The 21,252-nt window shown below is 56.2% G+C and carries 22 protein-coding genes; 10 read left to right on the top strand and 12 right to left on the bottom strand.

Features of this window, described 5'->3' with window-relative positions; genetic code table 11:
* Positions 1–2: 2 nt before the first annotated feature.
* On the bottom strand, positions 3–1,349 hold the full coding sequence (locus IE099_RS17315) for an ammonium transporter (RefSeq protein ID WP_189572789.1): 1,347 nt from the start codon (positions 1,347–1,349) through the stop codon (positions 3–5).
* Between the two features lie 154 nt (positions 1,350–1,503).
* Between IE099_RS17315 and IE099_RS17320 the strand changes: the two genes are divergently transcribed.
* Positions 1,504–2,808 (top strand): ammonium transporter, encoded by a 1,305-nt coding sequence (locus tag IE099_RS17320; RefSeq protein WP_189572792.1) that lies wholly within the window; start codon positions 1,504–1,506, stop codon positions 2,806–2,808.
* 87 nt (positions 2,809–2,895) lie between these two features.
* Here IE099_RS17320 and IE099_RS17325 read toward each other — a convergent pair whose 3' ends face one another.
* The 7 genes from IE099_RS17325 to IE099_RS17355 form a co-directional block, all read right to left on the bottom strand.
* Positions 2,896–3,360, bottom strand: coding sequence for a superoxide dismutase [Ni] (locus IE099_RS17325; RefSeq protein WP_189572795.1), 465 nt, complete (start codon positions 3,358–3,360; stop codon positions 2,896–2,898).
* A gap of 87 nt (positions 3,361–3,447) precedes the next feature.
* Positions 3,448–4,569 carry a M20 family metallopeptidase gene (locus IE099_RS17330; protein WP_189572798.1) on the bottom strand — a complete coding sequence of 374 codons (1,122 nt, stop codon included), beginning with the start codon at positions 4,567–4,569 and terminating at the stop codon, positions 3,448–3,450.
* Positions 4,570–4,619: 50 nt separating this feature from the next.
* Positions 4,620–4,898 carry a type II toxin-antitoxin system death-on-curing family toxin gene (locus IE099_RS17335; RefSeq protein ID WP_189573060.1) on the bottom strand — a complete coding sequence of 93 codons (279 nt, stop codon included), beginning with the start codon at positions 4,896–4,898 and terminating at the stop codon, positions 4,620–4,622.
* A 9-nt stretch (positions 4,899–4,907) separates the two neighbouring features.
* Entirely contained in the window at positions 4,908–5,138 is a 231-nt protein-coding gene (locus IE099_RS17340; RefSeq protein ID WP_189572801.1) for an AbrB/MazE/SpoVT family DNA-binding domain-containing protein, read from the bottom strand.
* 105 nt (positions 5,139–5,243) lie between these two features.
* A complete protein-coding gene (locus IE099_RS17345; RefSeq protein ID WP_189572804.1) occupies positions 5,244–6,086 on the bottom strand; it encodes an NAD-dependent epimerase/dehydratase family protein in 843 nt (280 codons plus the stop codon).
* Positions 6,087–6,094: 8 nt separating this feature from the next.
* Complete coding sequence (locus tag IE099_RS17350; protein WP_189572807.1) at positions 6,095–7,309, bottom strand: N-acetylmuramoyl-L-alanine amidase family protein; 1,215 nt, start codon at positions 7,307–7,309, stop codon at positions 6,095–6,097.
* Positions 7,310–7,376: 67 nt separating this feature from the next.
* The gene (locus IE099_RS17355; protein ID WP_229809570.1) at positions 7,377–7,880 is read right to left on the bottom strand and encodes a Fur family transcriptional regulator; all 504 of its coding nucleotides are present in this window, start codon (positions 7,878–7,880) and stop codon (positions 7,377–7,379) included.
* A 4-nt stretch (positions 7,881–7,884) separates the two neighbouring features.
* Between IE099_RS17355 and IE099_RS17360 the strand changes: the two genes are divergently transcribed.
* The 3 genes from IE099_RS17360 (at position 7,885) to IE099_RS17370 (ending at position 10,524) form a co-directional block, all read left to right on the top strand.
* Positions 7,885–8,388 (top strand): hypothetical protein, encoded by a 504-nt coding sequence (locus IE099_RS17360; protein WP_189572811.1) that lies wholly within the window; start codon positions 7,885–7,887, stop codon positions 8,386–8,388.
* A 166-nt stretch (positions 8,389–8,554) separates the two neighbouring features.
* Entirely contained in the window at positions 8,555–9,103 is a 549-nt protein-coding gene (locus tag IE099_RS17365) for an STAS domain-containing protein (RefSeq protein ID WP_189572814.1), read from the top strand.
* A 23-nt stretch (positions 9,104–9,126) separates the two neighbouring features.
* Positions 9,127–10,524 (top strand): PP2C family protein-serine/threonine phosphatase, encoded by a 1,398-nt coding sequence (locus IE099_RS17370; RefSeq protein ID WP_189572817.1) that lies wholly within the window; start codon positions 9,127–9,129, stop codon positions 10,522–10,524.
* Positions 10,525–10,548: 24 nt separating this feature from the next.
* Here IE099_RS17370 and IE099_RS17375 read toward each other — a convergent pair whose 3' ends face one another.
* Together IE099_RS17375 and IE099_RS17380 are read right to left on the bottom strand one after the other, a co-directional pair.
* Positions 10,549–11,940: a hypothetical protein gene (locus tag IE099_RS17375; protein ID WP_189572820.1), complete on the bottom strand. Its 1,392-nt coding sequence runs from the start codon at positions 11,938–11,940 to the stop codon at positions 10,549–10,551.
* Between the two features lie 175 nt (positions 11,941–12,115).
* Positions 12,116–12,535, bottom strand: a complete 420-nt coding sequence (locus IE099_RS17380; RefSeq protein ID WP_189572823.1) for a DUF5069 domain-containing protein — start codon at positions 12,533–12,535, stop codon at positions 12,116–12,118.
* Positions 12,536–12,707: 172 nt separating this feature from the next.
* On the opposite strand from IE099_RS17380, the gene rpsN reads away from it, so the two are divergent.
* The 6 genes from rpsN (at position 12,708) to IE099_RS17410 (ending at position 20,207) form a co-directional block, all read left to right on the top strand.
* Positions 12,708–12,977 carry a 30S ribosomal protein S14 gene (gene rpsN / locus IE099_RS17385; protein ID WP_189572827.1) on the top strand — a complete coding sequence of 90 codons (270 nt, stop codon included), beginning with the start codon at positions 12,708–12,710 and terminating at the stop codon, positions 12,975–12,977.
* 63 nt (positions 12,978–13,040) lie between these two features.
* Positions 13,041–13,301, top strand: coding sequence for an FmdB family zinc ribbon protein (locus IE099_RS17390; protein ID WP_189572830.1), 261 nt, complete (start codon positions 13,041–13,043; stop codon positions 13,299–13,301).
* Positions 13,298–14,701, top strand: coding sequence for a hemolysin family protein (locus tag IE099_RS17395; RefSeq protein WP_189572832.1), 1,404 nt, complete (start codon positions 13,298–13,300; stop codon positions 14,699–14,701). The genes IE099_RS17390 and IE099_RS17395 overlap by 4 nt, the downstream gene beginning before the upstream one ends.
* Positions 14,691–15,455, top strand: coding sequence for a class I SAM-dependent methyltransferase (locus IE099_RS17400; RefSeq protein WP_189572836.1), 765 nt, complete (start codon positions 14,691–14,693; stop codon positions 15,453–15,455). The genes IE099_RS17395 and IE099_RS17400 overlap by 11 nt, the downstream gene beginning before the upstream one ends.
* Before the next feature lie 230 nt (positions 15,456–15,685).
* Positions 15,686–19,510 (top strand): DUF7133 domain-containing protein, encoded by a 3,825-nt coding sequence (locus tag IE099_RS17405; RefSeq protein ID WP_229809572.1) that lies wholly within the window; start codon positions 15,686–15,688, stop codon positions 19,508–19,510.
* Between the two features lie 58 nt (positions 19,511–19,568).
* Complete coding sequence (locus IE099_RS17410; RefSeq protein WP_189572842.1) at positions 19,569–20,207, top strand: hypothetical protein; 639 nt, start codon at positions 19,569–19,571, stop codon at positions 20,205–20,207.
* Between the two features lie 2 nt (positions 20,208–20,209).
* Here IE099_RS17410 and IE099_RS17415 read toward each other — a convergent pair whose 3' ends face one another.
* Both IE099_RS17415 and IE099_RS17420 read right to left on the bottom strand, forming a co-directional pair.
* Positions 20,210–20,815, bottom strand: coding sequence for an HD domain-containing protein (locus tag IE099_RS17415; protein WP_189572845.1), 606 nt, complete (start codon positions 20,813–20,815; stop codon positions 20,210–20,212).
* 6 nt (positions 20,816–20,821) lie between these two features.
* Entirely contained in the window at positions 20,822–21,250 is a 429-nt protein-coding gene (locus tag IE099_RS17420) for a YchJ family protein (protein ID WP_189572848.1), read from the bottom strand.
* Positions 21,251–21,252 lie beyond the last annotated feature (2 nt).

The raw sequence follows: 21,252 nt of genomic DNA on the forward strand, positions 1-21,252 counted from the left end.
GATTACTCGGTGTAAGCAGGGATACCGTGCTCGGCCACGTCGAGGCCTTCTGCTTCTTCTTCTTCGCTAACCCGGACACCCATGATGAGCTTGAGGATGAAGAAGAGAGCGAAGGAGAAGACGAACGCGAAAGCGTAGACTCCTACGATACCGATGAGCTGGGAAACGATGCTGAACTCGGTGTTGAAGAAGGCCAGGGAAAGCGTTCCCCAGATTCCGCAGATACCGTGAACCGAAATCGCACCCACTGGGTCGTCGATTTTGATCTTGTCGAAGAAGAGAATGGAGAAGACCACAATCACACCACCCACGGCACCCATGGCAACGGCGGCCCAAGGACCAACCACATCGGCTCCAGCAGTGATGCTGACAAGACCAGCGAGGATACCATTGAGAGCCATGGAGAAGTCAGGCTTCTTGAGGACAATCATCGAAGTGAAGATGGAAGTCAGGGCGCCAGCAGCTGCAGCAAGTGCGGTGGTGACGAACACGAGACCAAGAGGTCCGGGAGCTGCAGAGAGGACAGAACCTCCGTTGAAGCCGAACCATCCGAAGAAGAGGAGGAAGACACCGATAGCAGCGAGAGGCATGCTGTGACCGAGGATAGGCTTAACCCCAGCAGCGGTGTATTTGCCTTTGCGTGGTCCAAGAATGAGAACTGCGGCAAGAGCGGCAGCACCACCGAATCCGTGAACGACAGTCGAACCCGCGAAGTCCTTGAAAGGAACTTTGAGAGAGGAGAGCCAGCCGCCACCCCAGTGCCAAGAACCAGCAACGGTGTAACCAACAGCCACCAGGATGGTGGAGTAAATCATGAAGGTGCCGAGCTTGGCACGCTCTGCAATTGCACCAGAAACGATGGTCGCGGCGGTCGCGGCGAACATGGCTTGGAAGATGAAGTCACCGTAGGCAGTCATGGCCAGTGCGGTGCCGCCGTAGGCGAAAGTGTCGTTCTCGCCGCCACCCAGACCACTGATGGGTCCGTTGATGCCGAGGATGCCGGGAATCTGCCAGCTATCGACAGGGTAGTGAGTGTTGAAACCCATCAAGGCATAGGTCAGAAGACCGATGGAGATAATCCAGACGTTCTTAAAGAGAATGTTTACCGTGTTCTTCTTCTGGGTGAGTCCCGCTTCCAAAGTGGCGAAACCCAGGTGCATGATGAAAACCATCGCAGCAGCTATGCAGGTCCAGAGCATCGAGGTTGTGAAGAAGTCGAACGCGTAAGCGGCATCCCCTTGAGCCTCGACGAGTGCGACGTAGTCCGCATCTTGTTCTTGGCCGAAAGCCGTGCTCGCCATCGCAATCGGGGCTAGAAGCCACGGGAGTTTTGATCGTAGTGATATCATGGTGTTATTTGACTGGATTTAATTGAGTCAAAACCAGAAAAAGCAGAGGCCGTGCCAAGTTTGAAAACTTGTCGCAGTTCATTAATAATCAGTCACAAATTGAGTTTCAATTGGTCTCAAAGCTTGAAATCTGCTCTTTTCGCTCCACCAAACCATGAACGAAATTAATACTTGGAAGAGGAATGGATGGCTGCTCGGAGCCTTTTTATTGGGAGCGGGAAGCCTGTCGGCACAGGAGGCAAGCCCCTCCCTCAATAGCGGCGATACCGCCTGGATGATCACCGCCACCGTGCTAGTGCTCTTCATGACTTTGCCGGGTCTCGCGCTTTTTTATGGAGGCTTGGTGAGGTCCAAGAATGTTCTCTCGGTGCTCATGCAGTGCTTTTCGGTGGCCTGTCTGGCTTCTTTAGTCTGGGTGGCGGTGGGCTACAGTTTGGCCTTCAGCGGTGGAAATGACTGGATCGGCAATTTGGACAAAGCCTTCTTGAAAGGGGTGGGGGTTGACAGTCTCTCGGGGGAAATTCCCGAGTCGGTCTTCATTATGTTTCAAATGACCTTCGCGATCATCACCCCCGGTCTGATTGTGGGAGCTCTGGTGGAGCGGATGAAGTTCTCGGCGGTGCTCCTGTTTTCCGCCCTTTGGTTAATCGTGGTCTATGCGCCTGCTGTGCACTGGGTGTGGGCGAGTGAGGGACTGATGTTCAAGTGGGGAGCTTTTGACTTGGCGGGCGGCATCGTCGTTCACGCCACTGCGGGGGTGTCTGCTCTTGTTTTGGCCAAGATGCTGGGGACCCGTACCGGATTTCCCAACAAACTGCAGCCGCCGCACAATCCCGGCATGGTCATGATTGGGGCTTCGATGCTCTGGGTGGGCTGGTTCGGATTCAATGCCGGTAGTCAACTGGCGGCCAATGGTTCGGCGGGGATGACGATGCTGGTCACTCACCTTTCCGCCGCGACGGCGTCCTTGACTTGGGCCGTTGTCGAGCGCTTGAAGACAGGGAAGTCCGGCCTCGTCGGAGTCGTCACTGGCATGGTGGCGGGAATGGCGACTATCACTCCAGCCTCGGGTCATGTCGGGCCCATGGGGGCGATTCTGCTAGGTTTCCTTGCAGGGGTGATTTGTTACTTCATGTGCGGCCTGATTCGAAATGGGCTCAAAATCGACGACTCGCTCGATGTCTTTGCGGTCCATGGAGTGGGCGGGATTCTGGGCACGCTGCTGGTGGCCTTCCTCGGGCACGAAAGTCTGGGCGGCGTCGGTGGTGACTTCAATATGCTGGCTCAGTTTGGAGTGCAGGTGAAGTCTCTCGCGATCACCATCGTGTGGTCCTTGGTCGCTACGGTGGCGATTGTGTTTATCGTCAAAAAGGTCACCGGGCTGCGGGTTTCTGACGAAGCCGAGCAGAACGGACTCGACTTCGAGGAGCATGGCGAGGCCGCCTACACCCTCGACTAGAGAAGCCTCCTAGAGACTCGTTTCAATAAAAAAGCCCTCCGTCACTGGAGGGCTTTTTTTGTGGAAAGGTTTTGGAAGCGGGGCGTTTTATTTCGCCTCTTCTTTGGTGCCGAATTCCTTCTCGAAGTCGTGGAGAAGGTCGTGAAGCTTTTGCACCTCGGCAGCGTCGGTGGACTGCTTGCACTTCATGGCGGTGACGATGATGCTGTGGCAGAGGCGGAGCTTTTCGTGATAGGCCTCGGCCTCGGCATCGATGGTGGTAGGCTTCAGGCGCTGGGCGAGGAAGTAGTTGAGAACCTTGTCTTGGATGGACTGGGCGTGCGACTCCTTGTTCATGATCCAACGGGTGAGCTGGTGCGCGTTGGCGGAGGGGTCTTTCTGGAGCTCGATAATGGTTTTGCTAGCCTTCTCGATAGTGACGAAGTCCGTGTGCATGGACTGGATGACATTGTTGTCATCATAGATTCCGCAAGGGATCTGGCAGTGGGCTCCGACCTGTGAAGAAGAGAGAAGAGCGAGGCCGGCGAGTGTTCCTAGGATTGCTTTTTTCATGACTCGGCCAATCTAAGTCTCCTCCGTTAGGATGCAAGCGAGTCTTTGAGTCTGCAGCGCAACTTTTTCTGCTGTTAGAGAGGAGGTCTACAGTGCCGCGATGAGCAGGGAAAAGAAGTCGACCCCGTCCTCCAAGTCGCTCACGCGTATGAATTCGTCGGCCGTGTGGGCCTGGTCGATGGAGCCGGGCCCGATGCAAACTGCTGGAAGGCCGGCGTCATTGAGATGGGCCGCATCCGAGAACCAGGGAGCACCCACCAGTTTGCTCCCGGGCAGGGCGGTCGCGAATTTTTGCAGCCAGGGATGGTCTGCTTTGACCTCCATGGGAGGGGCTTCGCTGGCGTCGGTGATGGTGAGGGGAAGCTTGAATTCCGCAATCATTTGCTCCAGCAACTGTTTGGCTCCACCGGCTTGTGCGAGGTCGGGGGTGAAGCGGATGTCGAGAGTGGCGGCCGCGAAGTCAGGCACGATGTTAGGGCTGCTGCCGCCCGTGATGGTGCCGATATTGAGCGTGGAATGCTCGAGGATGGGGTGGGTGTATGTGGTCAGCCGGTTGGTGAGCTTGCGATTGAGAAGATCGAGCGAGGCAGTGAGTTTGAGAATGGCATTTTCGCCCAAGTGTGGCTGCGAGGCGTGCGTCGCTTTGCCGGTGGTTTCCACCGTGGCCCAGAGCGAACCCTTGGTCACGTGGACGAAGTCGAGCGAAGTCGGCTCGCCCACCAGCGCGAATTCATACTCACCCGCATGATGTTTGGCGAAATGTTTGGAGCCCGGTTGATGGGATTCCTCGCCCATAAAGCCCACGAAGTCCACCGCGACCGGGAGGTCGGCCAGGCGGTCATTGTTTTGGAAAAGAGCAAAGAGCATGGCGGCCATCGGGCCCTTGGTGTCGGAGGTGCCGCGCCCCCAGATCTTTCCATCGCGAATCTCGGCTGCGAAAGGATCGACCGTCATGCCGTCGATTGCGACGGTGTCGAGGTGGGGGCCGAGAAGGATACGGGGTCGGTCCGTGGGGCCGGGGGCGCGCGCGATGAGATTGGGGCGGCCTGGCAGAATCTCCTCCAGCGTCACGGTAAAGCCCCATGAACTCAGCAAGGGAGCCAAAAAGTCTGCCATCGCCTTTTCGCCGGAATAGGGGGAATCCGGAACGGCGTCGGGATTGACCGACGGGACGCGAACGAGGTCTTGCAGAAGAGTGGTAACGGTCATGGGAGGAGGAGAAAGAAGGCGGAGCAGACGCTAGGCCATGGCGTCTTTCCCTATGGGGCTTCGCAGTATTTTTCCAGCCAATTCGCGTAGTCCTGCTGAGTCAAAGTGCTGGCTGCAAGTCCAAGGGTATGGGTGACCGCTTCAACCTCGGGGGCTTGTAGGGCTTGACCATTCATTCTGAGGAAAACGTAAGCAGCCATGAATCCTGTGCGCTTGTTGCCGTCTGCGAAAGGATGGTTCTTAACGATGCCGTGAGCGTAGCTGGCGGCTAACTGAAACAGATTGGCTTTCTCGTAATGAAAAAGCTGCTGAGGTTGCCCCAGAAAAATGTGGTTCGGTCATTTGGCTAATTCATTGAGAGCGTTGCGATACTGGTCCAAGCCTTCTTCCGTGAGCTTCACAATTTGTTCAAGGTCCGAACTACTCTGATTGATTGTTACCGAACCCTCCCCACTGTCAGTGAGGTAGACGGTTGTGCCTTCCTTGCCATTGAGCTGTTGCAAAGCTTCCGTCGGTAAAATGATACCTAGCGAATCACCTACTTTCTGGATTTGGGCCTCGATATTCATGTATACACAAGTTCGTAGTTGAAGACTGTCGATTCAGTGAAGGGAAAGGCTTGAGGATAGCGAGATAGCTGAGGCGGGGGACAAGAAAGTCCGGTCCGGTTGTTACTACGAGCGTTCGATTGTGGGGAGCAACTCGTCCACCGCCGAGAGGAAGCTGGGAAATTCAGGGTTCCATCCCGTGGCCTGGAGCTTGTGGTTGGAGACCGCTTTGTGGGTCCAGCCACGTTTGGAATTGGGGTTGGGAGGCGCGGTTGGGGGGAGGGGGAGCTTGAGCTTGTCCGCGAGTTGCTGATAGGTCGCTAGCTGGCTGGTGGGCTCGTTGTCGCTGACGTTGTAGAGTCCGGATTTCTCCTTCTCGATGAGATGAAGAATGGCGCGGGCGGCATCGTCGCGGTGGATTTGATTGAGGATCCGGATCCCCAGGCCGGCAGTGGTTTCCTCCAAGGTGGCTTCTCCGCTTAGAAATCGTTTCAGGATCACACTGCGATGCGGGCCGTAGATGCCAGAGAGCCGTAACGAGGTTCCCCCTGCTGCGAGGACGGTTTTTTCCGCTTCGAGAAGAATGGTTGAGGTCGCGGTGTGACCGGCGAGCGGGCTCTCTTCATCGACGGTGCTGCCATCGGTCTGGCGATAGACCGAGGTCGACGAGATGAAGGTGAGTTTGGCCTCGGAAAAGGTCTCGAGGAGGCAGTTTGTGCCTTCGAGAAAGACCTTCCGGTAGGCGTCCGGACCGCCGCGACCAGAGGAGGCGCTGGCGAGAATGTGGGTGGGGGGAGAAACGTTCTTGGCCAGAGTCAGGAGGGCGGCCGGGTCGGTGAAGTCGACGCCGTGGTCCGAGCCTTCGCCCGACTTGGACAAGGTGATGACTTCCCAATTGCGTGCACGTGCTTGTTCGCAAACAGCCTGTCCGAGGTAACCGTTTCCGGCAATGAGGAGGGTGGGATTCATGGGGGCAATCAGTGAGGAGGATTGGTGTAGAATTCGGTGAAGCCATTGGCCACGGCTTGGGCATACTCCCGCACGAGAGAGCGTCGCTTGACCCCGTCGATTTCGCGGAAACCTTCGTAGTCACCCAGCTGAACACGATCATAGACCTCGCGATGATTCATCACGTAGGGTTCCAGGAAAATGGTGGGAGCTTCGTAGATTCGGTTCGCCAGGAGGTTGCGGGCAAAGATGGGCCGGGTGGCATCGACCTGAATCGCAGGCGCTGCGGGAGTGTATTGAAAAGGCACCAATCCCGTGTCGCGAAGAAAGACGTCGGAGATGGTCTGGGCCAGTGGCAGGGCCCGACGGGTTGTCCGGTTGAGCAGGTGGCGCATCATCTCGAAGCGTTGGTCGTCCAAAGCGAGCTCCTCCGCCATGTAAGCGCCATGGAGGAGGACGTGGAAATGGTTTCTTTCCGCCCAAGGGTTCTCCTCGTCATTCCACGCCTCGGCATTGTAGTGGAGGCACAGAACGAGGTCGGGCTGAATGACTTCGTTCACCAACTCGCCGCGAGCTCGAATCTCGGCCGTGCGGTAGAAGATTTTTTCGGCCATTAGCCGGTCGGGGAAATCGGGAAGAAAGTCCTCGGGGCGACTTTGGGTGACGGGCTCGTTGGTCTCCCGAACAAGGGTCACCTTGGCCCCCATTTCTTCCAGCAAAGGCTTGAGATGGAGCGCGGTGGCCAGGGCCAGTTCACCCTCGCGAACGGGCATTTGATCAGGGTCGTCGCCGAACGGGGCAAAGTTGCGTTGCTCGAGCACCGCGTAGTCCCCGCCGATGTGTCCCGGGTCGATGGCGATGTGCATCTGGTCCAAGGGGGGCAGGGAATTGGGTTCCTGGGGTTGTTCGGGGAAAGGGAGGCGGGTGAAGCCGCCGTCGGGGCCGTGATGGTGGCGCACGACCACGCTCTCGTCTTCGACCTTGATGGAGCTTTGCCAAGAATTCGGCAGGGCAAAGATTCCCACTAAGTCGGACATGAATTCCGTGCTGGAAAGCTGGTTGTCGATGGTCTCAAGGGCGCTCCAATCAGGAGTTTCCGCCAGGGAAGAAAGGGCCGGGCCAGTGGGCAGCGTCGGCGGCGGGGTGGGAGCCGGTGGCGTGGGCGTGTCCTTTGGCAAAAGGAAAAAGATGAGACCCGCGACGAAGAGGGCGAGAGCGAGCAGAAGTGGGAAGTAGCGACGCATAGGAAGTTGCGTCGCACTCTAACGTGGCCTGCGTCAATTGCGAGGGGAGAACCGCGCCAGCTTTGCCTTACTTCTTGCGATTCGGCAGCCGCTTTCCTTCCAGTCGGGCTTGGATTAGATTCGGGCACTGGCCCTTGGTGCGCAGCTGGTCGCAGGAGGCCTCGATGCGGAGGGATTGTTTGACGGGGCGGAAGCCCAGTCGCCGGGTCAGGCAGTCGTTGAGAACCTCCAGATGATCGTCTTCGAACTCCAGCACTTTGCCGCAGTCGATGCAGACCAGATGATTGTGCGTGGGACGGTCGAGAAAGTTGGGGTCGTAGGTTGTCTGTCCGTCCCCCAGATCGATTTCGTGAAGGAGGTCCGCCTCGGTTAATAAAGAGAGAGTGCGATAGAGAGTGGCACGCGAGGCCGAGGAACCCTTTTTCCGGAACCGGTCGAAAAGCTCCTCGGCGGTGAAGTGATCTTCAGAGGCAAAAATGAGCTCCACAATGGCATCGCGCTGCGCGGTTTGGCGCAGCCCTTTGGAACGGATAAAGGCATCGAGTTTTTCTCGGACGGCAGGAGGCATCATCGTGATGCCCCAATCAATAATTGAGGAATTCCAGATTGGGAAGGAAGATTGCCCCATGAAGGCGATTGGTTGGGCAGGCTGTATGGGATTGATTCTGGCGAGTTGTAGCAATCACGACCCTCTCGCGGTCAAACAGTTCACCGTTCGGGACACCGATCCCGGCTGGAGCGAGGACCTGATGGTGCGGGGTGAGATCCAGAAGCGTCTCTACGGAGCCGTGGAGCAAGAGGATCGGGAAAAGCGGAAGGGGCAATACTATTCCGTTCGCTGGCGGGCCAATCCGGTCGGGGGACTGGTGCAGATTCGTTTTCAATATCGTCAAGCGGCAACCGCGAGCAAGGTGCTAGCCGTCACCCAGACCGTTCCGGCGGACGAGGGAACAGGGGTGGTCGAGTTCTCGGTGGCAGGTGATTCCTATCGAAAGGGTGGCCGGGTTTTGGCGTGGCGAATGACGCTTTCGCAGGGCGGGAATTTGCTGGGTGAAGAGAAATCTTTTCTCTGGGAGTAGGGGAATTCATACGATGGCGAATAAAACCCCGTTTTCAGCCGTCCTAACCCACAAGATGACTGCTCGATATCATGAGAATGTCTTTTCTGGAAAAAGAGTGTCCGATGAGTCGGGTTTGATTGACGATTGTCTGAAAGTTGGTTACCTTTCGGACTTTAGTTCCCCGATGTCGAAGACATCTGTAAGAGTGGCAAAATCAGACTCCATAGCGGTAGGTGAGGTAGAGGGCTCCAAATGGGTGAGAGTCCAAGGCAAGGGTAATTTCATGAGCAGCCCGCGCCTTAAAGAGTACGTGGAAGGGTGTCTGGAGAGCGGGACCTGCGAGGCTGTGGTCGTCGATTTGGATACTTGTCCTGCGATGGACTCGACTTTCATGGGAACCTTGGCCGGTTTGGCCGGGCGTTTGATGGAGCGGGAAGGTCGTTTGGCCATTGTCGGACTCTCAGACCGGAACCGGGACTCACTGGTGGATCTGGGGCTGGATGCGATTTTGGAAATGGAGAATGAGGACGGAGCCTCCGAGTGGAGCAATGACTTGGAGGCCATTCGCAACGGTCTCAAGGATTGGGACGGTGCCCGTGATGGGGCTGCGGCCGCCGAGGAAGTCCTGGAAGCGCATCGCAAGCTCTGCGAAGTCGACGACCGAAATCACAAGAAATTTGACGCTGTTTTAGACGTGCTGGAAAAAGAGGTTTCAGCACGACAAGCTGGCTGAAAGCCCAATCGGGCAACCTTGCAATGACCGATCGAGAATGGTGGTTAGTAGCGGGGGGCTTGCTGTTATTGGGGCTGCTGGTGTGGCGGTTTTCGCTCTTGCGAAAAAGGCTTCGGATTCGTGAGCATGAGCTTGCGGCGATCGATGCCGAGGAGCACAGGATGTTCGATTTCTTGCATCATCTCGGCGAGTCAATCGCCGAGGAGCGTTCGCTTGCCCACCTTTATCGTACAATCGTCGAAGGAATCGAGGAAGTGCTGAACGCCGATGGGGCCGCTCTCTACCTCTTGAATGACGAAGAGTTTTCGCCAGGTCATCTTAGCAAGACTTGTCCGGCCTTGATCACCGTGCCGAAAGAGGCGCGGTTGGAAGGCGAGGAGGCGACGCGCAAGTGGTTGCGATTGGGGCGGGTACCACGTGAGGGGGAATTTTTGGATACGGTCCTCGATGAGGTGGCCGGTTGCCGCTGGGCGAGGGGAGAGCAGCCTTTGCCCGATGGAATTGAAGATTACTTCGGAGTCCCGCTCTCCCATGCCGGGAAGGTCTTCGGGGTTCTTTCCGCGGTTCGCAAAGATCGACGATTCTCCAGCAATGATTGGGATATTTTTCGTTCTGCCGCCGAGCAGTCTGCCTTCGGACTGGGCAATGCGCTATTGCATCGGGAGGTGCAGGAGAAGCGGCGCATGGACGATGAGTTGCGCACCGCACAAGAGGTCCAGAAAGTTCTTCTCCCTGACCGCAATCCCGATTGGCCCGGCTATCGTGTCCGGGGAATCAACTTTGCTGCGCGGTTGATCAGCGGGGACTACTTTGATTTCGTGGATTTGGCCGATGAGCGGCATGGTGTCGTCATTGCCGACGTTTCCGGTAAGGGGGTGGCCGCAGGACTGGTGATGGCCAGTTGCCGTAGCGCCTTGCGGGCGCATGCCTTGGTGGCCAATAGCCCTAGTGAGACGCTGGCAGCTCTCAATCGGCAGGTCTTTGCGGATGTGAGGGAGGACATGTTTGTCAGTGCGGCCTACGCCCAGCTGGAAAATGGCACCGGAAAGATTACCCTGGCGCGCGCCGGCCATGATGCTCCGCTGCTTTACCGCAAAGAAGAGGGGACGGTCGAGGTCGTGAAGCCCGGTGGGCTAGCGCTTGGGATCGATCGGGGTCCAGTCTTTGAGCGGGTATTAAAGGAGTTGGAGATCGAGATGAATTCAGGAGATGTTCTTCTCTTCTATACCGATGGGGTCAACGAAGCCGAGAACACCAAAGGGCAGGAATTCGGCAAGGAGCGCCTCCGTGAGCGCTTTGCTGCTCTCGCAGTGAATGGTGCGGAAGGAGTGGTGGGCGGATTACCCGCCGAGTTGAAAGACTTTGCCGGCAGCCATCCCCAGATCGACGATATCACCCTCGTAGCCATTGAGCGCATTTAGCGAGACTGGACAAATCGGTGGTTGCTAAAGAATGGGGCTGGCCGGGCGCTGGTTCGGAGTGTCGGCATTTCGCAGATGAAAGGCCCGGACGTATCCCGCTTGGGCAAAGCTGAAAGTGGCTCCGAAAATCATACCCAAAAGACGTTCGTCGAAAGGATTGGAGGTCGCGGACTCGGACAAGATGCAGATCGAAGCTACTGCCGGGAGAAAGAGGAGCCAATAGTCCGGTCCGGGCGAACTCGCGTTGGCTGCCGCACTGGAAATGCTGAAAGCGATAGCCGCAACAAACAGTCCGATGAAAGCCGTCAGGGCGATAAAGCCGCCGGAGAATAGTGAGTAGGTCCAGATCGAATGCCCGGCAAACCAGATATCCGATGACATGAGCTCGAGATCCTCCCGATCGTAGACCATGTAGAGCTCCGGGAAGTAGTCGTCGTCCCAGTAGAAGGAAGCTCCGACGCCCATGCCATTGACGTAGCGGAGGGGTTCTCGGTCCAAGGTGTCGAAGATGGCTTTGGCCTCCGCCTGGCGGGTCAGGAGCGAAGGGTCGTTGGCCATGTTCCGGTCGTCAGTCGGGCTGAAAAGACGTTCCTGCCACCGGTCGAGAGAATTAGGAAAGGCAACGAAGATACCCACTACTAGAGTGAGGCCGGCAATCACCACCACCACCACAGGAAGGATGCGTTTGAAGAGATCCTGCAGGCGGAACGCGCCCCACTGCAGCCCGAAGGCGAAAAAAAGCGAGGTGGCCAGAGCCGAGGCGGTGATGGGAAAGATCAGCGAGCGCGTAATAGAGAGCAGCATCGCGGTAAAGAGCGCCGCAATAGCCAGGAGCATCGTCCAGTGGAACTTGTTGCGAAGGAGAATGGAGCATCCAATGAAGGCGGCGGACCAGCTCAAGGCCGGACTCAAAATTTCCGAGCGGGCGGTGTCCAGGTCGACGGAGGTAAAGGCCAGACCGAAGACGATCCGCCAGACGATATTGATCATCGCAACGACAAAAACCGGAGTTGCCAAGTGGGCGAGCCGGACTCCCGAGCTGGCCGTGATGTGCGAATTGAGCATCGCGGCAAAGGTGAGGAAGAAGGGGAGACCTGTTTTCAGGAAACGAGTGAAGGGGACGTCCTGAAGAATCGCGTTGCCGGCCATGAAGGCGAGAAAGAGGGCCCAGATTCCGAGTAGCCAAGCCCCGGGCCGGACCGCAAGGAAAGGCGCTCCAATGATTACGATGAGACCCGTGACGCCCGCTGCCATGGCCAAGAAGCCATACTGAACCAGCGTCGAAATCGTGGTCGGGGTCTCCGCCCGATAGTCGAAGGCGAAGGACAGCATGAAGAGCCAGAACAGCACCCGCAAAGCCGTTGTGCGCCAGGTCTTCGGCGGCAAAACGGTTTCGGGAGCGTCAGCGAGGAGCATCGGAAGGGGAAGGGATGGAGGGCAGCCCGGGTGCTCCCATGGATGCAACCCGCGGCTGCGGAGATATCACGCTTGCTTGGGAAAAGGTAGTCCCGAATTGACCCAGCGAGGCTGCCGGGGGCGTGGAAGCGGTTTTTTCTTCCCGAGCCTTCTGAATTCAAAGAGGCGGGATGAGCTAAAGGCGCCCCTCGTCCGCGTCAATGTAGTCGCAGAATGAGTAGATGCCTTCCTTGTCCTGAAAGCCGGATTCCTCGATTCGACTGGCGAGCTTTTCGCTCAAATCATCACGAAATCCCCGGTTCAGGATATAGGAGCGGAACCAAGCGAGTTCATACTCCTCGCGCTTAGTACCCTTTGCGCGAGCCTGAGCGAGAACCTCCGAGTCCGGGGCGCCGGCTAGCGTGAGTTCCTTGATGGTCTCGTAATCGACTCCCAAAAACTGGCAGATCCAGAGGTCCATGCCCTTGCCGAGATTGGCATGCAGCTCGGGGTGGAGTTCGCCGGCTGCAAAGAGCCGGATCTTTTCAACCATCCGTGGAAAATAGGGGAGGCCATCGATTTCTGAGCGTGGCGAGCAAGGGTAAGTATCTGACATGGCGCGACTTTCTCTAGATTTGCGGTAAGTTCAAGTGGACTCATTTTCATTTCCGCATTTTGGTCAGGGGAGGGGTGCTTCCCGTGATTCGAGGGAGAATTGCGAAAAAAGGTGCGATTCTTCGCAAAAACCTCTTGAAATCACCGCCAGAAAGCTTATTCCCTCCGCCCCCATGGCAAGAAAATGCTGGAAAGCCCGTAACGAACGCAAGGCGAAGACTGTCGCCCGCTATGCTGATCTCCGTCACCAACTGAAGAAGGAAAAAGACTATGTCGGTCTATCCATGCTTCCACGCGATGCGAGCCCGACTCGCCTCGTCAACCGTTGTGAATTGACCGGACGTCGCCGCGCCTACTTGCGTCGCTTCAAGATGTCCCGGATTACCTTCCGCGAGCTCGCTTCCGCAGGGATGATTCCCGGCGTGACAAAGTCGAGCTGGTAGTGCTAGGCTGTCCGCAGAACTTTTGGAAGGGGGTCGTGAACAACCCGTCCCTTCCGTCCTCGAATGCCCATCTACGAATACCTTTCAGCAGAACCGGATAATCCGGAGCGAAGTTGTCGCATCTGTTCGAAAGGGTTCGAGTTGCGGCGGCCCGTTGATCGGCCTCCGCTCGAAGTCTGTCTTTCCTGTAAGAATCCCGTCAGGAAAGTGATTAGTCGCGTCAATTCGCCGACAATCACGAAGCCATTTTCTCCCACCGATGCCAAGAAGGCAGGCTTCACCGTGCTGCAGAAGCGCGATGAGGGAGTCTTTGAGAAGCTGTGAGCGGGATCTACGATATGGGATTGGTGCTGGCTTCCGCAGGCGCGGAGGTCTCGGATCATTATCCCACGCTGCCTGAAGCGCTTTGGTCGATTTTTTGGAGCATCGTATTGCTCCTTGCCAATGCTTTCTTCGTGGCCTCCGAGTTTGCCATCGTCAAGGTCCGTCCCAGCCAGGTCGAGGCCGCTGGCAAGCTGAAGGGAAAGGCTTATGCCACTGCTGAGAAAGTTGTCGGCAATCTCGACGGCTATCTCTCGGCCAACCAGTTGGGGATCACTCTGGCTTCTCTTTCCCTCGGTTTCGTTGCCGAACCATTCGTGGCCAGTCTGGTCGCTCCGACTCTCTATCAGCTGGACTGGTTCCCCCAGGATCTGATCAGCATCACATCTTTCATCGTGGCCTTGGTGTCCTTCACCTTCCTCCATGTGGTGGTGGGCGAACTTTTGCCCAAGTCGGTCGCCATTCGCAAGCCACTGGAGTCGACCCTGATTTTGGCCAAGCCATTGAGCTGGTTCTATTGGCTCACTTGGTTCGCCATTTACTTCCTGCAGGGGACTTCCAACAAATTGCTCAAGTGGATCTTCAAGATGGATCCTGCCGACGAGAGCGAAGTGCACAGCTCCGAGGAGTTGGCCTTGCTCGTGCGCGAAAGTGGTGAGTCCGAAGAGGTTACCAATACCGAGAAGCAAATTCTCATCAATGCGCTGGAGTTAAACGACATGACCGTCAAGGAAGTCATGCTGCCGCGTAGTGAGGCTGTGGCTCTCGATTTGGAGAAATCCTTCGAGGACAACCTGGCGATTGCGGTCCGAACCAAGCACACCCGCTTCCCGCTGGTGCGCGGGCACTTTGACAACACGGTGGGCCTGATTCATATCAAAGACATTCTTAAGCTCGTTCGCGATGAAGCCCCGGACCTGCTCAAGATCAAACGCGAGCTGAAGGTGGTGCCCGAGACCATGCCCTTGGACGGTCTCTTGGAGTTTTTCCTGAAAGAGCGCGCCCACTTGGCGATGGTGGTCGATGAATATGGTGACTCTGCGGGACTCGTCTTCATGGATAATATCATGGAGGAATTGGTGGGGGATATTCAGGATGAGTTCGACAACGAGGAAGCGGGTTACACTCGGGTCAATGAGGAAGAGTTTGTCGTTGAGGGCTCCTTCAGCGTCAACGAACTCGAAACCATTCTGGAAGATTTTGACCTGGACGCCAGTGAGGTCACAACCATTGGCGGTTACATCACCCAGCAATTGGGCCGATTACCTGAACCAGGTGAGACCCTCTGCGTTGAGGGCTATGAAGCGAAGGTCACCAGCACTGATGGCCGTCGGGTAGGACAAGTTCACCTCCGTCGTCTTTCCCAAGTCGAAAGGGAAGAAAGGGAGGACCATGTCGCCTGAGAAACCCTATCGCCCTCCGGTCTTTCAACACCTCGATAGCCAACAGACTCCGCTGGGATTGCTTAGCCTGCGCCGGCGGACGGTGCCTTCCCTGGACCATCTGGAAGTTCACGAAGTGGTTCTTGGGGACGCTTTTCTGATGTCGAGTCTCTTTACCGTAGTTGAGGAGGCTCTTTCCGATCTGGGTCTGGCCGCTGCGAGTGATGACTTGAGCGCAGAGCCTTCGCTCGATGTGGTGGTTGGTGGATTGGGCTTGGGTTATACCGCGCAAGCTGCGCTCAAATTTTCAGCAGTTCGCTCTTGCTATGTCGTCGACTACCTTCAGCCCGTGATTGATTGGCATCAGGCGGGCTTGGTTCCTTTGGGCAAAGAGCTCAGTGAGGACCCTCGGTGCGAGTTTGTACACGGAGACTTTTTCGAGCTTGCCCTCGCGGGGAAGGGCGAAGTGCATTTTGCCCCCGAAGATCCCGAGAAGCGGTTTCACGCGGTGCTGCTGGATATTGATCATTCCCCGACCAAGCTGCTTCACGAGCGCCACGCTTCCTTCTACGAACCGGAAGGGTTGCGGAGCTTGGCGGACAAGTTGCATCCCCAAGGCGTCTTCGGTCTCTGGTCCGACGATGCACCTGACGAGGGCTTCTTGTCCGCCCTACGAGAGGTCTTTGCTTCGGCTGAGGCGCACATTGTTACTTTCGATAATCCCATTCAGGATTGTGAAAGCCGCAGCACGGTTTACGTGGCGAAGCTCGGATAAAGCTTGATGATTTTCGTCATTCAGTTGCGGCTAAGGTTCATCCTTTTGCCTCGGTGTAAAGGGTCGGCTCCGTCGCTGGTAAAGACACTTGCTCCATGTCTTTTTCTCCCAGTGCCTTCTTATCTCAATTCGTTCTTTGCCTAGCGGTTGCAGTTTCTTCGCTCTTTTCCCATGCGGGGGCTGCTCAAGATTCCTCCGGAGAAAATACGATCCTCTGTTATGGCAATTCGATGGTTGAACGTCTCTTGGAGCAGGGGGAGCTGGAGGCCCGCTTGCAGCTCGCCAATCCCGATGCCGAGTTGAAAGTTCGCAGTCTCGCCTGGACGGGAGACGAGGTTGGCAACCGTCTTCGCTTGGAAGGTTATGCCAAGCACATGAAGAATCTCTTAGCCGAATGGCCAGCCAAGACCATTGTGCTGGGCTATGGTCTGAATGAATCCTTCGCCGGGGAGAAAGGGCTTGCCGACTTCAAGGCGCAATATGCGGTTCACCTCGACCAAATCTCACACATCCATCCCGGAGCCCGTCTGGTATTACTCTCTCCCATTGCCATTGAGGATGCTTCGCCCGAACGCCAGAAAAACGTGGCCCAATATAGCGCCGCGATTGAAGAGTTGGCCAAGAAAAGGGGAGCCGAGTTTATCGATCTGTTTTCCGTTACACGGAAAGCTTATACCGAGTCCGAGCCGGCCCTGACGAACAATGGGATTCACTTAAATTCAGCAGGCAACTCCTTGGTGGCGAAGACCATCGCACAAGCTCTCGGCGGGTCCATGGCTGTCGACCTCAATGCGGAACGTTTGCACGAGGTCACTCTTGCTGCCGCAGCTAAACACAAGCGGGTCGCGGAAGTGGTGCGGCCGAAGAATGGGGTGGTCTACTTCGGGGTCAGAGCCCGACCTGCCGAGTATGCTGACGAGATGCCACGCTACCATGAGATGATTCGACTCACTGAAGAAGTGGTGCACCGTCTGGTGAAAGATTCCTCTCTGACTTTTGCCGAAATCCCTGAACCTTCACTGCCTCCCATGCCGGAGGGCAGGGGACGGAGTGATGGTGACAAGACCGGCATCATCAAGCCCGTGGCGGAGGCCATGGCCGAGTTCACCGTGGCCGAGGGCTACGAGGTGAACGTCTTTGCCTCCGAAGAACAATTTCCCGAGCTCCGCAACCCGGTGCAGATTGCTTTCGATGCCCGGGGTCGCCTCTGGGCGGTCACCATGCCTTCGTTTCCTCACACTGTCCCAGGTCTCACTCCTCCCGATCGCATCGTGATCTTGGAAGACACCGACCACGATGGGCGCGCGGACAAGATCACGACCTTCATGGACGGCCTCGATGCGCTCGACGGGGTGGCCTTTCATCATGATGGAGTCATCATTTCGGAGCAACCGCGTCTCTGGTTGGTCAAGGATACCGATGGAGACGGCCGAGCTGATACTCAGGTCGAGCTCTTGCGTGGTATTGACGTCACCGACTCTCACCACGGCGGAATGATTGCGGCCGATCCCTTCGGCGACATCATCTTCAGTGATGGGGTTTTTCATCGGTCCCAATTGGAAACCCCGCAGGGTGTTCACCGGGGAATTGATGCCACGACCTACCGTCTGGACATGAAGGATGGTGGCATTGTGACCGAGTGGCAGCACACCACCCCCAATCCCTGGAACGTGGCCTTTGACAAGTGGGGATCCATTTTCCAGACCTATGGCGATGGCCATGTTTACGACGGCACTTCTCTGATTTGGACTCCACTGGGTGGCTACCATCCCTTCCGGTTCGCCAATATTGCGACTTATGGCAAAGGATCGGGGATGGCGATTGTCTCCAGTCCGAACTTCCCCGACCGCTATCAGCAGAGCATGGTTTCAGCCGCTTTGCTCGGACGTTACGCGGTGACCTTGACCGCCTTCGATGGCCAGTCCGGTATGATCAAAGGCAAAGACCCGCTCACCGTCATCGAGTCTCCCAACGCGGCTTTCCGCCCGGCGGACCTCGAGTTCGGCATGGATGGGGCCCTTTATATTTCTGATTTTTGCAGCCCCATTATCGGCCACGCCCAACACCCGATGCGCGACCCGCATTGGGACCACGATTTCGGTCGCATTTGGCGCGTGGTAAATACCAAAAAGCCTCTCAATCAAGACTGGCCCCAGATTGAAGGTGCTTCTTTCGACGAGCTTTGCAAGCTCCTGACCCACCCTATGGATTTGGTGCGCCACCACGTGCGGATTGAACTGCGCAAGCATGGTGCGGAAGGAATGGTGGATTTGGCTCGTTGGCTGGGAGGCCTTGACCAATCCAGCTCTGATTACGAGCAGGCAATTCTCGAGACCATTTTTGTCGGCGAAGGCTTGGGCGAAGTTCGTCCCCAGTTGATTGAGCGCCTCTTGCAATCGAAGTCCGAACGCTATCGCGGAGCCGCGGTGCAGACTATTCGCATTCAGGCCGACAAGCTTCCAAATCTGGTCGAACTCCTGACCTCCGTCGCCGGTGATTCCAGTCCCCGCGTTCAGAATGAAGTGATTGATGCCGTGGCTCATCTGCGGCCCCAGTATCCGGCCGTGGAAGCTGTTTTGACTCACCTCAAGCCGCTCACTCCTGAGGTGAAAAACTCGTTAACCTACCTCGACCTCGGCATCGAACCTCTCAAAGGGCGGAGTGTGCCAGTGTTGGAGGTGGATGAAGAATCGCAGTTGACCCACTGGCAGTTTCTGGGAGCAAAGGGTGACAAGAAAGCGGTCGAGTATGCCACCACTCGCGAAAAACTTCCCGGGGTCGGCCTCTTCCGAACCTTCGTGCAAGTCGATGAACCCAAGTCGGCGGTGATTGCCATTCAACACAAGGCGATTGATATCCGGTTGAACGAGAGCCTGGTGTTTAGTCAGGACTCTCTATGGAGTGGAGACCAGCAGGTGAATGTGGAGCTGTTGAAGGGTCTCAATGTGATTGAGATTTTGCTCAAAAGCGGGCGCCGGAAGACCAAGACCATGCCGCCGGTCTTTCTCTATGATCCCGTGGGGCAGGCTCTCACCGGAACCGGATATCCCCGCGAGTTCGAAGAGCTACGCGCTTCTGCTAAAGAATACGAGAAGCTGGTTGCCGAAAGGGGAAGCGTCCTCCGCATCCAGGCTGCTGCCGAGTTGCAGTTTGCCCCCACCGAGTTGCGGGCGGCTCCCGGAAGCAAGGTTCGCCTCGTTTTCGAAAATCCCGATATCATGATGCACAACTGGGTGCTGCTCGCTCCCGGAAGCGTGGACGAAGTCGGAGCCCTAGCGGATCAACTGGCAGCGCAACCGGACGGTGCGGCGAAAGATTATTTGCCTGAAAGTCCCAAGATTCTGGCGGCTTCCAAGTTGCTTTCTCTGAAGGAAACCCAAGAGTTCATATTCGAGGCTCCTGCGGAGGCGGGAGTCTATCCGTTCATCTGCACCTTCCCCGGCCACTGGCGGGTGATGAAGGGGAATTTGATCGTGGAAGAACCCAAGCCCGCACCCGCACCCAACAAGGTGGTTCGCCATGCCATCGGTGACGGGGTGGTGATGGAGACCGTGGATTCGCCTCCGGGTTTCGAGACCTCGCGGCCGATGGGAAGCGCGTACTTGGTGACGGCAAGTGAGGAGACAAAGAACAATCCGTTGGGCGTCCTAATCGATGGCACCCTTGATTCCTCATTCGGACCGATTTTCCCCAATGGGACGGACAAGGGAGCCTACAAGATAGACTTGGGAGAGTCTCAATCCATTGTCGCAATCACCAGTTGGTCCTTCAATCAGGCGGGTCGTCGGGGCGGGCAGTCGGTGAGTCTGTTCGGAAGCAATCTCCCCACGGATCCCGGTTGGGACGTGTCGGATTCCAGTCGGTTTGTGTCGTTGGGTGCCATGAGCACGGAAGGGCAGAAGTTGAAGGATTTTACCGCCCTCTCCCGTCGGGCTCCCAAAGGAAAGGTCCTTGGTGAGTTTCGTTGGATCGTCTGGCAAGTCTCGCCCGTGACGAAGCAGGGGGAGAATACTGCGTTTCAGGAGCTCGCAGTCGATATTTCTGAGGCAAAGTAATCGAAGAGTGATTGCTTTGAAGCTCGCGTAAGTGGTCGAGCCGGGTAACTTCTCAAGCGTGAACAAGCGAATGGTTCACTACTTGGTTTCTTTTGGGTTGATGCTTTCGTTCGGATTTTTGAAAGCTAATGATGACGTTCCCGCAGGATATGTCCTCCAAGTCATGGAGCCGAGTGGAGGCAAGATTCTTCGGCCTAAGGAGTGGTTCTACAATGAAGGTCATCGCGAAAGCGTTTGGATGTGGACGATTTCCAAAGAGGACACCGAGAAAGGGACAAAGTCCTACGACACGGGAGTTCGGATTCAGGCCATTCTGGGGTTAGAGGAAAAAACAGGAAAGACTCCTCAGAAATTTATCGAGGAGTTTGTTGAGCAAAAGAAGAAGTCGGCCACTGAAGTTCACAGAACTTGCGAAATCGTGGACCAAGGGCTCTTCTCAAGAATTTGCTTGGAAACCACTGAAGGCGGCCATCGGATTCTCTACTCGATGTTTTGGGGGAATGACCTTGATATTGCCGTTGTTAGTATTGCGGGGGCTAAGAAGGAAGAGTGGGATCAGTATCAAAAGATTTTCAACCGCATGAGTGATTTTGAACTCATAGACATGACTAGGTTTACCCAGAAAGATGGCAAGGATGAACTGGAAGACGTTGTTCCCGAAAAGGAGAATGAAAAGGTCGAGTCAGGAGACAAATAGCATTAGGCGGGTGAGAGGCTATTGAGTTCTTCCTTGAGGTTGAGTCGGGCCTGTCTTTCATACTTTTTCCGAAATTCAGCGTGCTGATAGATTCGTGGACGGGAGAGAAAGTCCTCGAGAACTTTCGCTCGGCCGATTTTGTAATCGTCGGGTGCAACCCAAGCGTATTCCTCCCTGATGGCCTCGGCATAGATGTGATAGGTCGGGCTATCGCTGCCCAAAATACTGAGGTCGATATCGCAAATCAGTTGGGCGTCAAGACTGCCAAGTGGTTCTTGATGACGAGTGGCGAGAATGAGTTCGGCAACCGAGTCTGCTAAAGCATGGCCTCTCAAAAACTCTTTCGCGACTACCGCACTCTGCTCTTCATTGTTACGGGCTTTAGGATCGTAGACGATGTCGTGAAACCAAATCGCGAATTCGACGGCGAGAGGATCATGCGCAAGGTGGGAGAACTTTTGATACTTGAGCAAGCAGTCCTCAATGTGCGCAAGATTATGATAGGCGAGCGAGTTGCGGGTGTAGGCTTCACTTAGAGCCGCGAAGTAATCGTTATTATCAAACCTCGCCGCTTGGCAAAGCCTGACCCATGCCGCGGTGAGGTTCATCGCAGACTAACCCTTCTCGTCGTAATACATCCACTTCCCCTTGTAGCGACGAAACCGGGACTTTTCGTGAAGTTCGTAGTCTTGGCCGTCGAGTGAATATTTGGCGATGAACTCCACCTTGCCAGTCTTGTCTTCCTTACCGCCCTTGGAGCTCCCCACGATGGTCAGCTTGCGCCAACTGGGGTTCCAGATGGTTTTATCCAACTCTTGGGCTTGGTTCTTGATGCGCTTGTCGGGATGGGTGGTCGCCACCAGATAATCGACGAGGCGAAAGAAGTAGGCGGTGTAGCGCGAGCGCATCAATTGCTCGGCAGTCTCGGGTTTGGCGCGCCCATAGTGGAAGGGCATGCAGCATTCCGCATAGCTCTTCTCCCGCTTGCAGGGACATGGGGAGACTTCGCGTTCGCGGGGAATTTTTTCCAGATTCTCAGCCATTG

The organism is Roseibacillus persicicus (assembly GCF_014651675.1).
GTDB classification, from domain to species: domain Bacteria; phylum Verrucomicrobiota; class Verrucomicrobiia; order Verrucomicrobiales; family Akkermansiaceae; genus Roseibacillus; species Roseibacillus persicicus.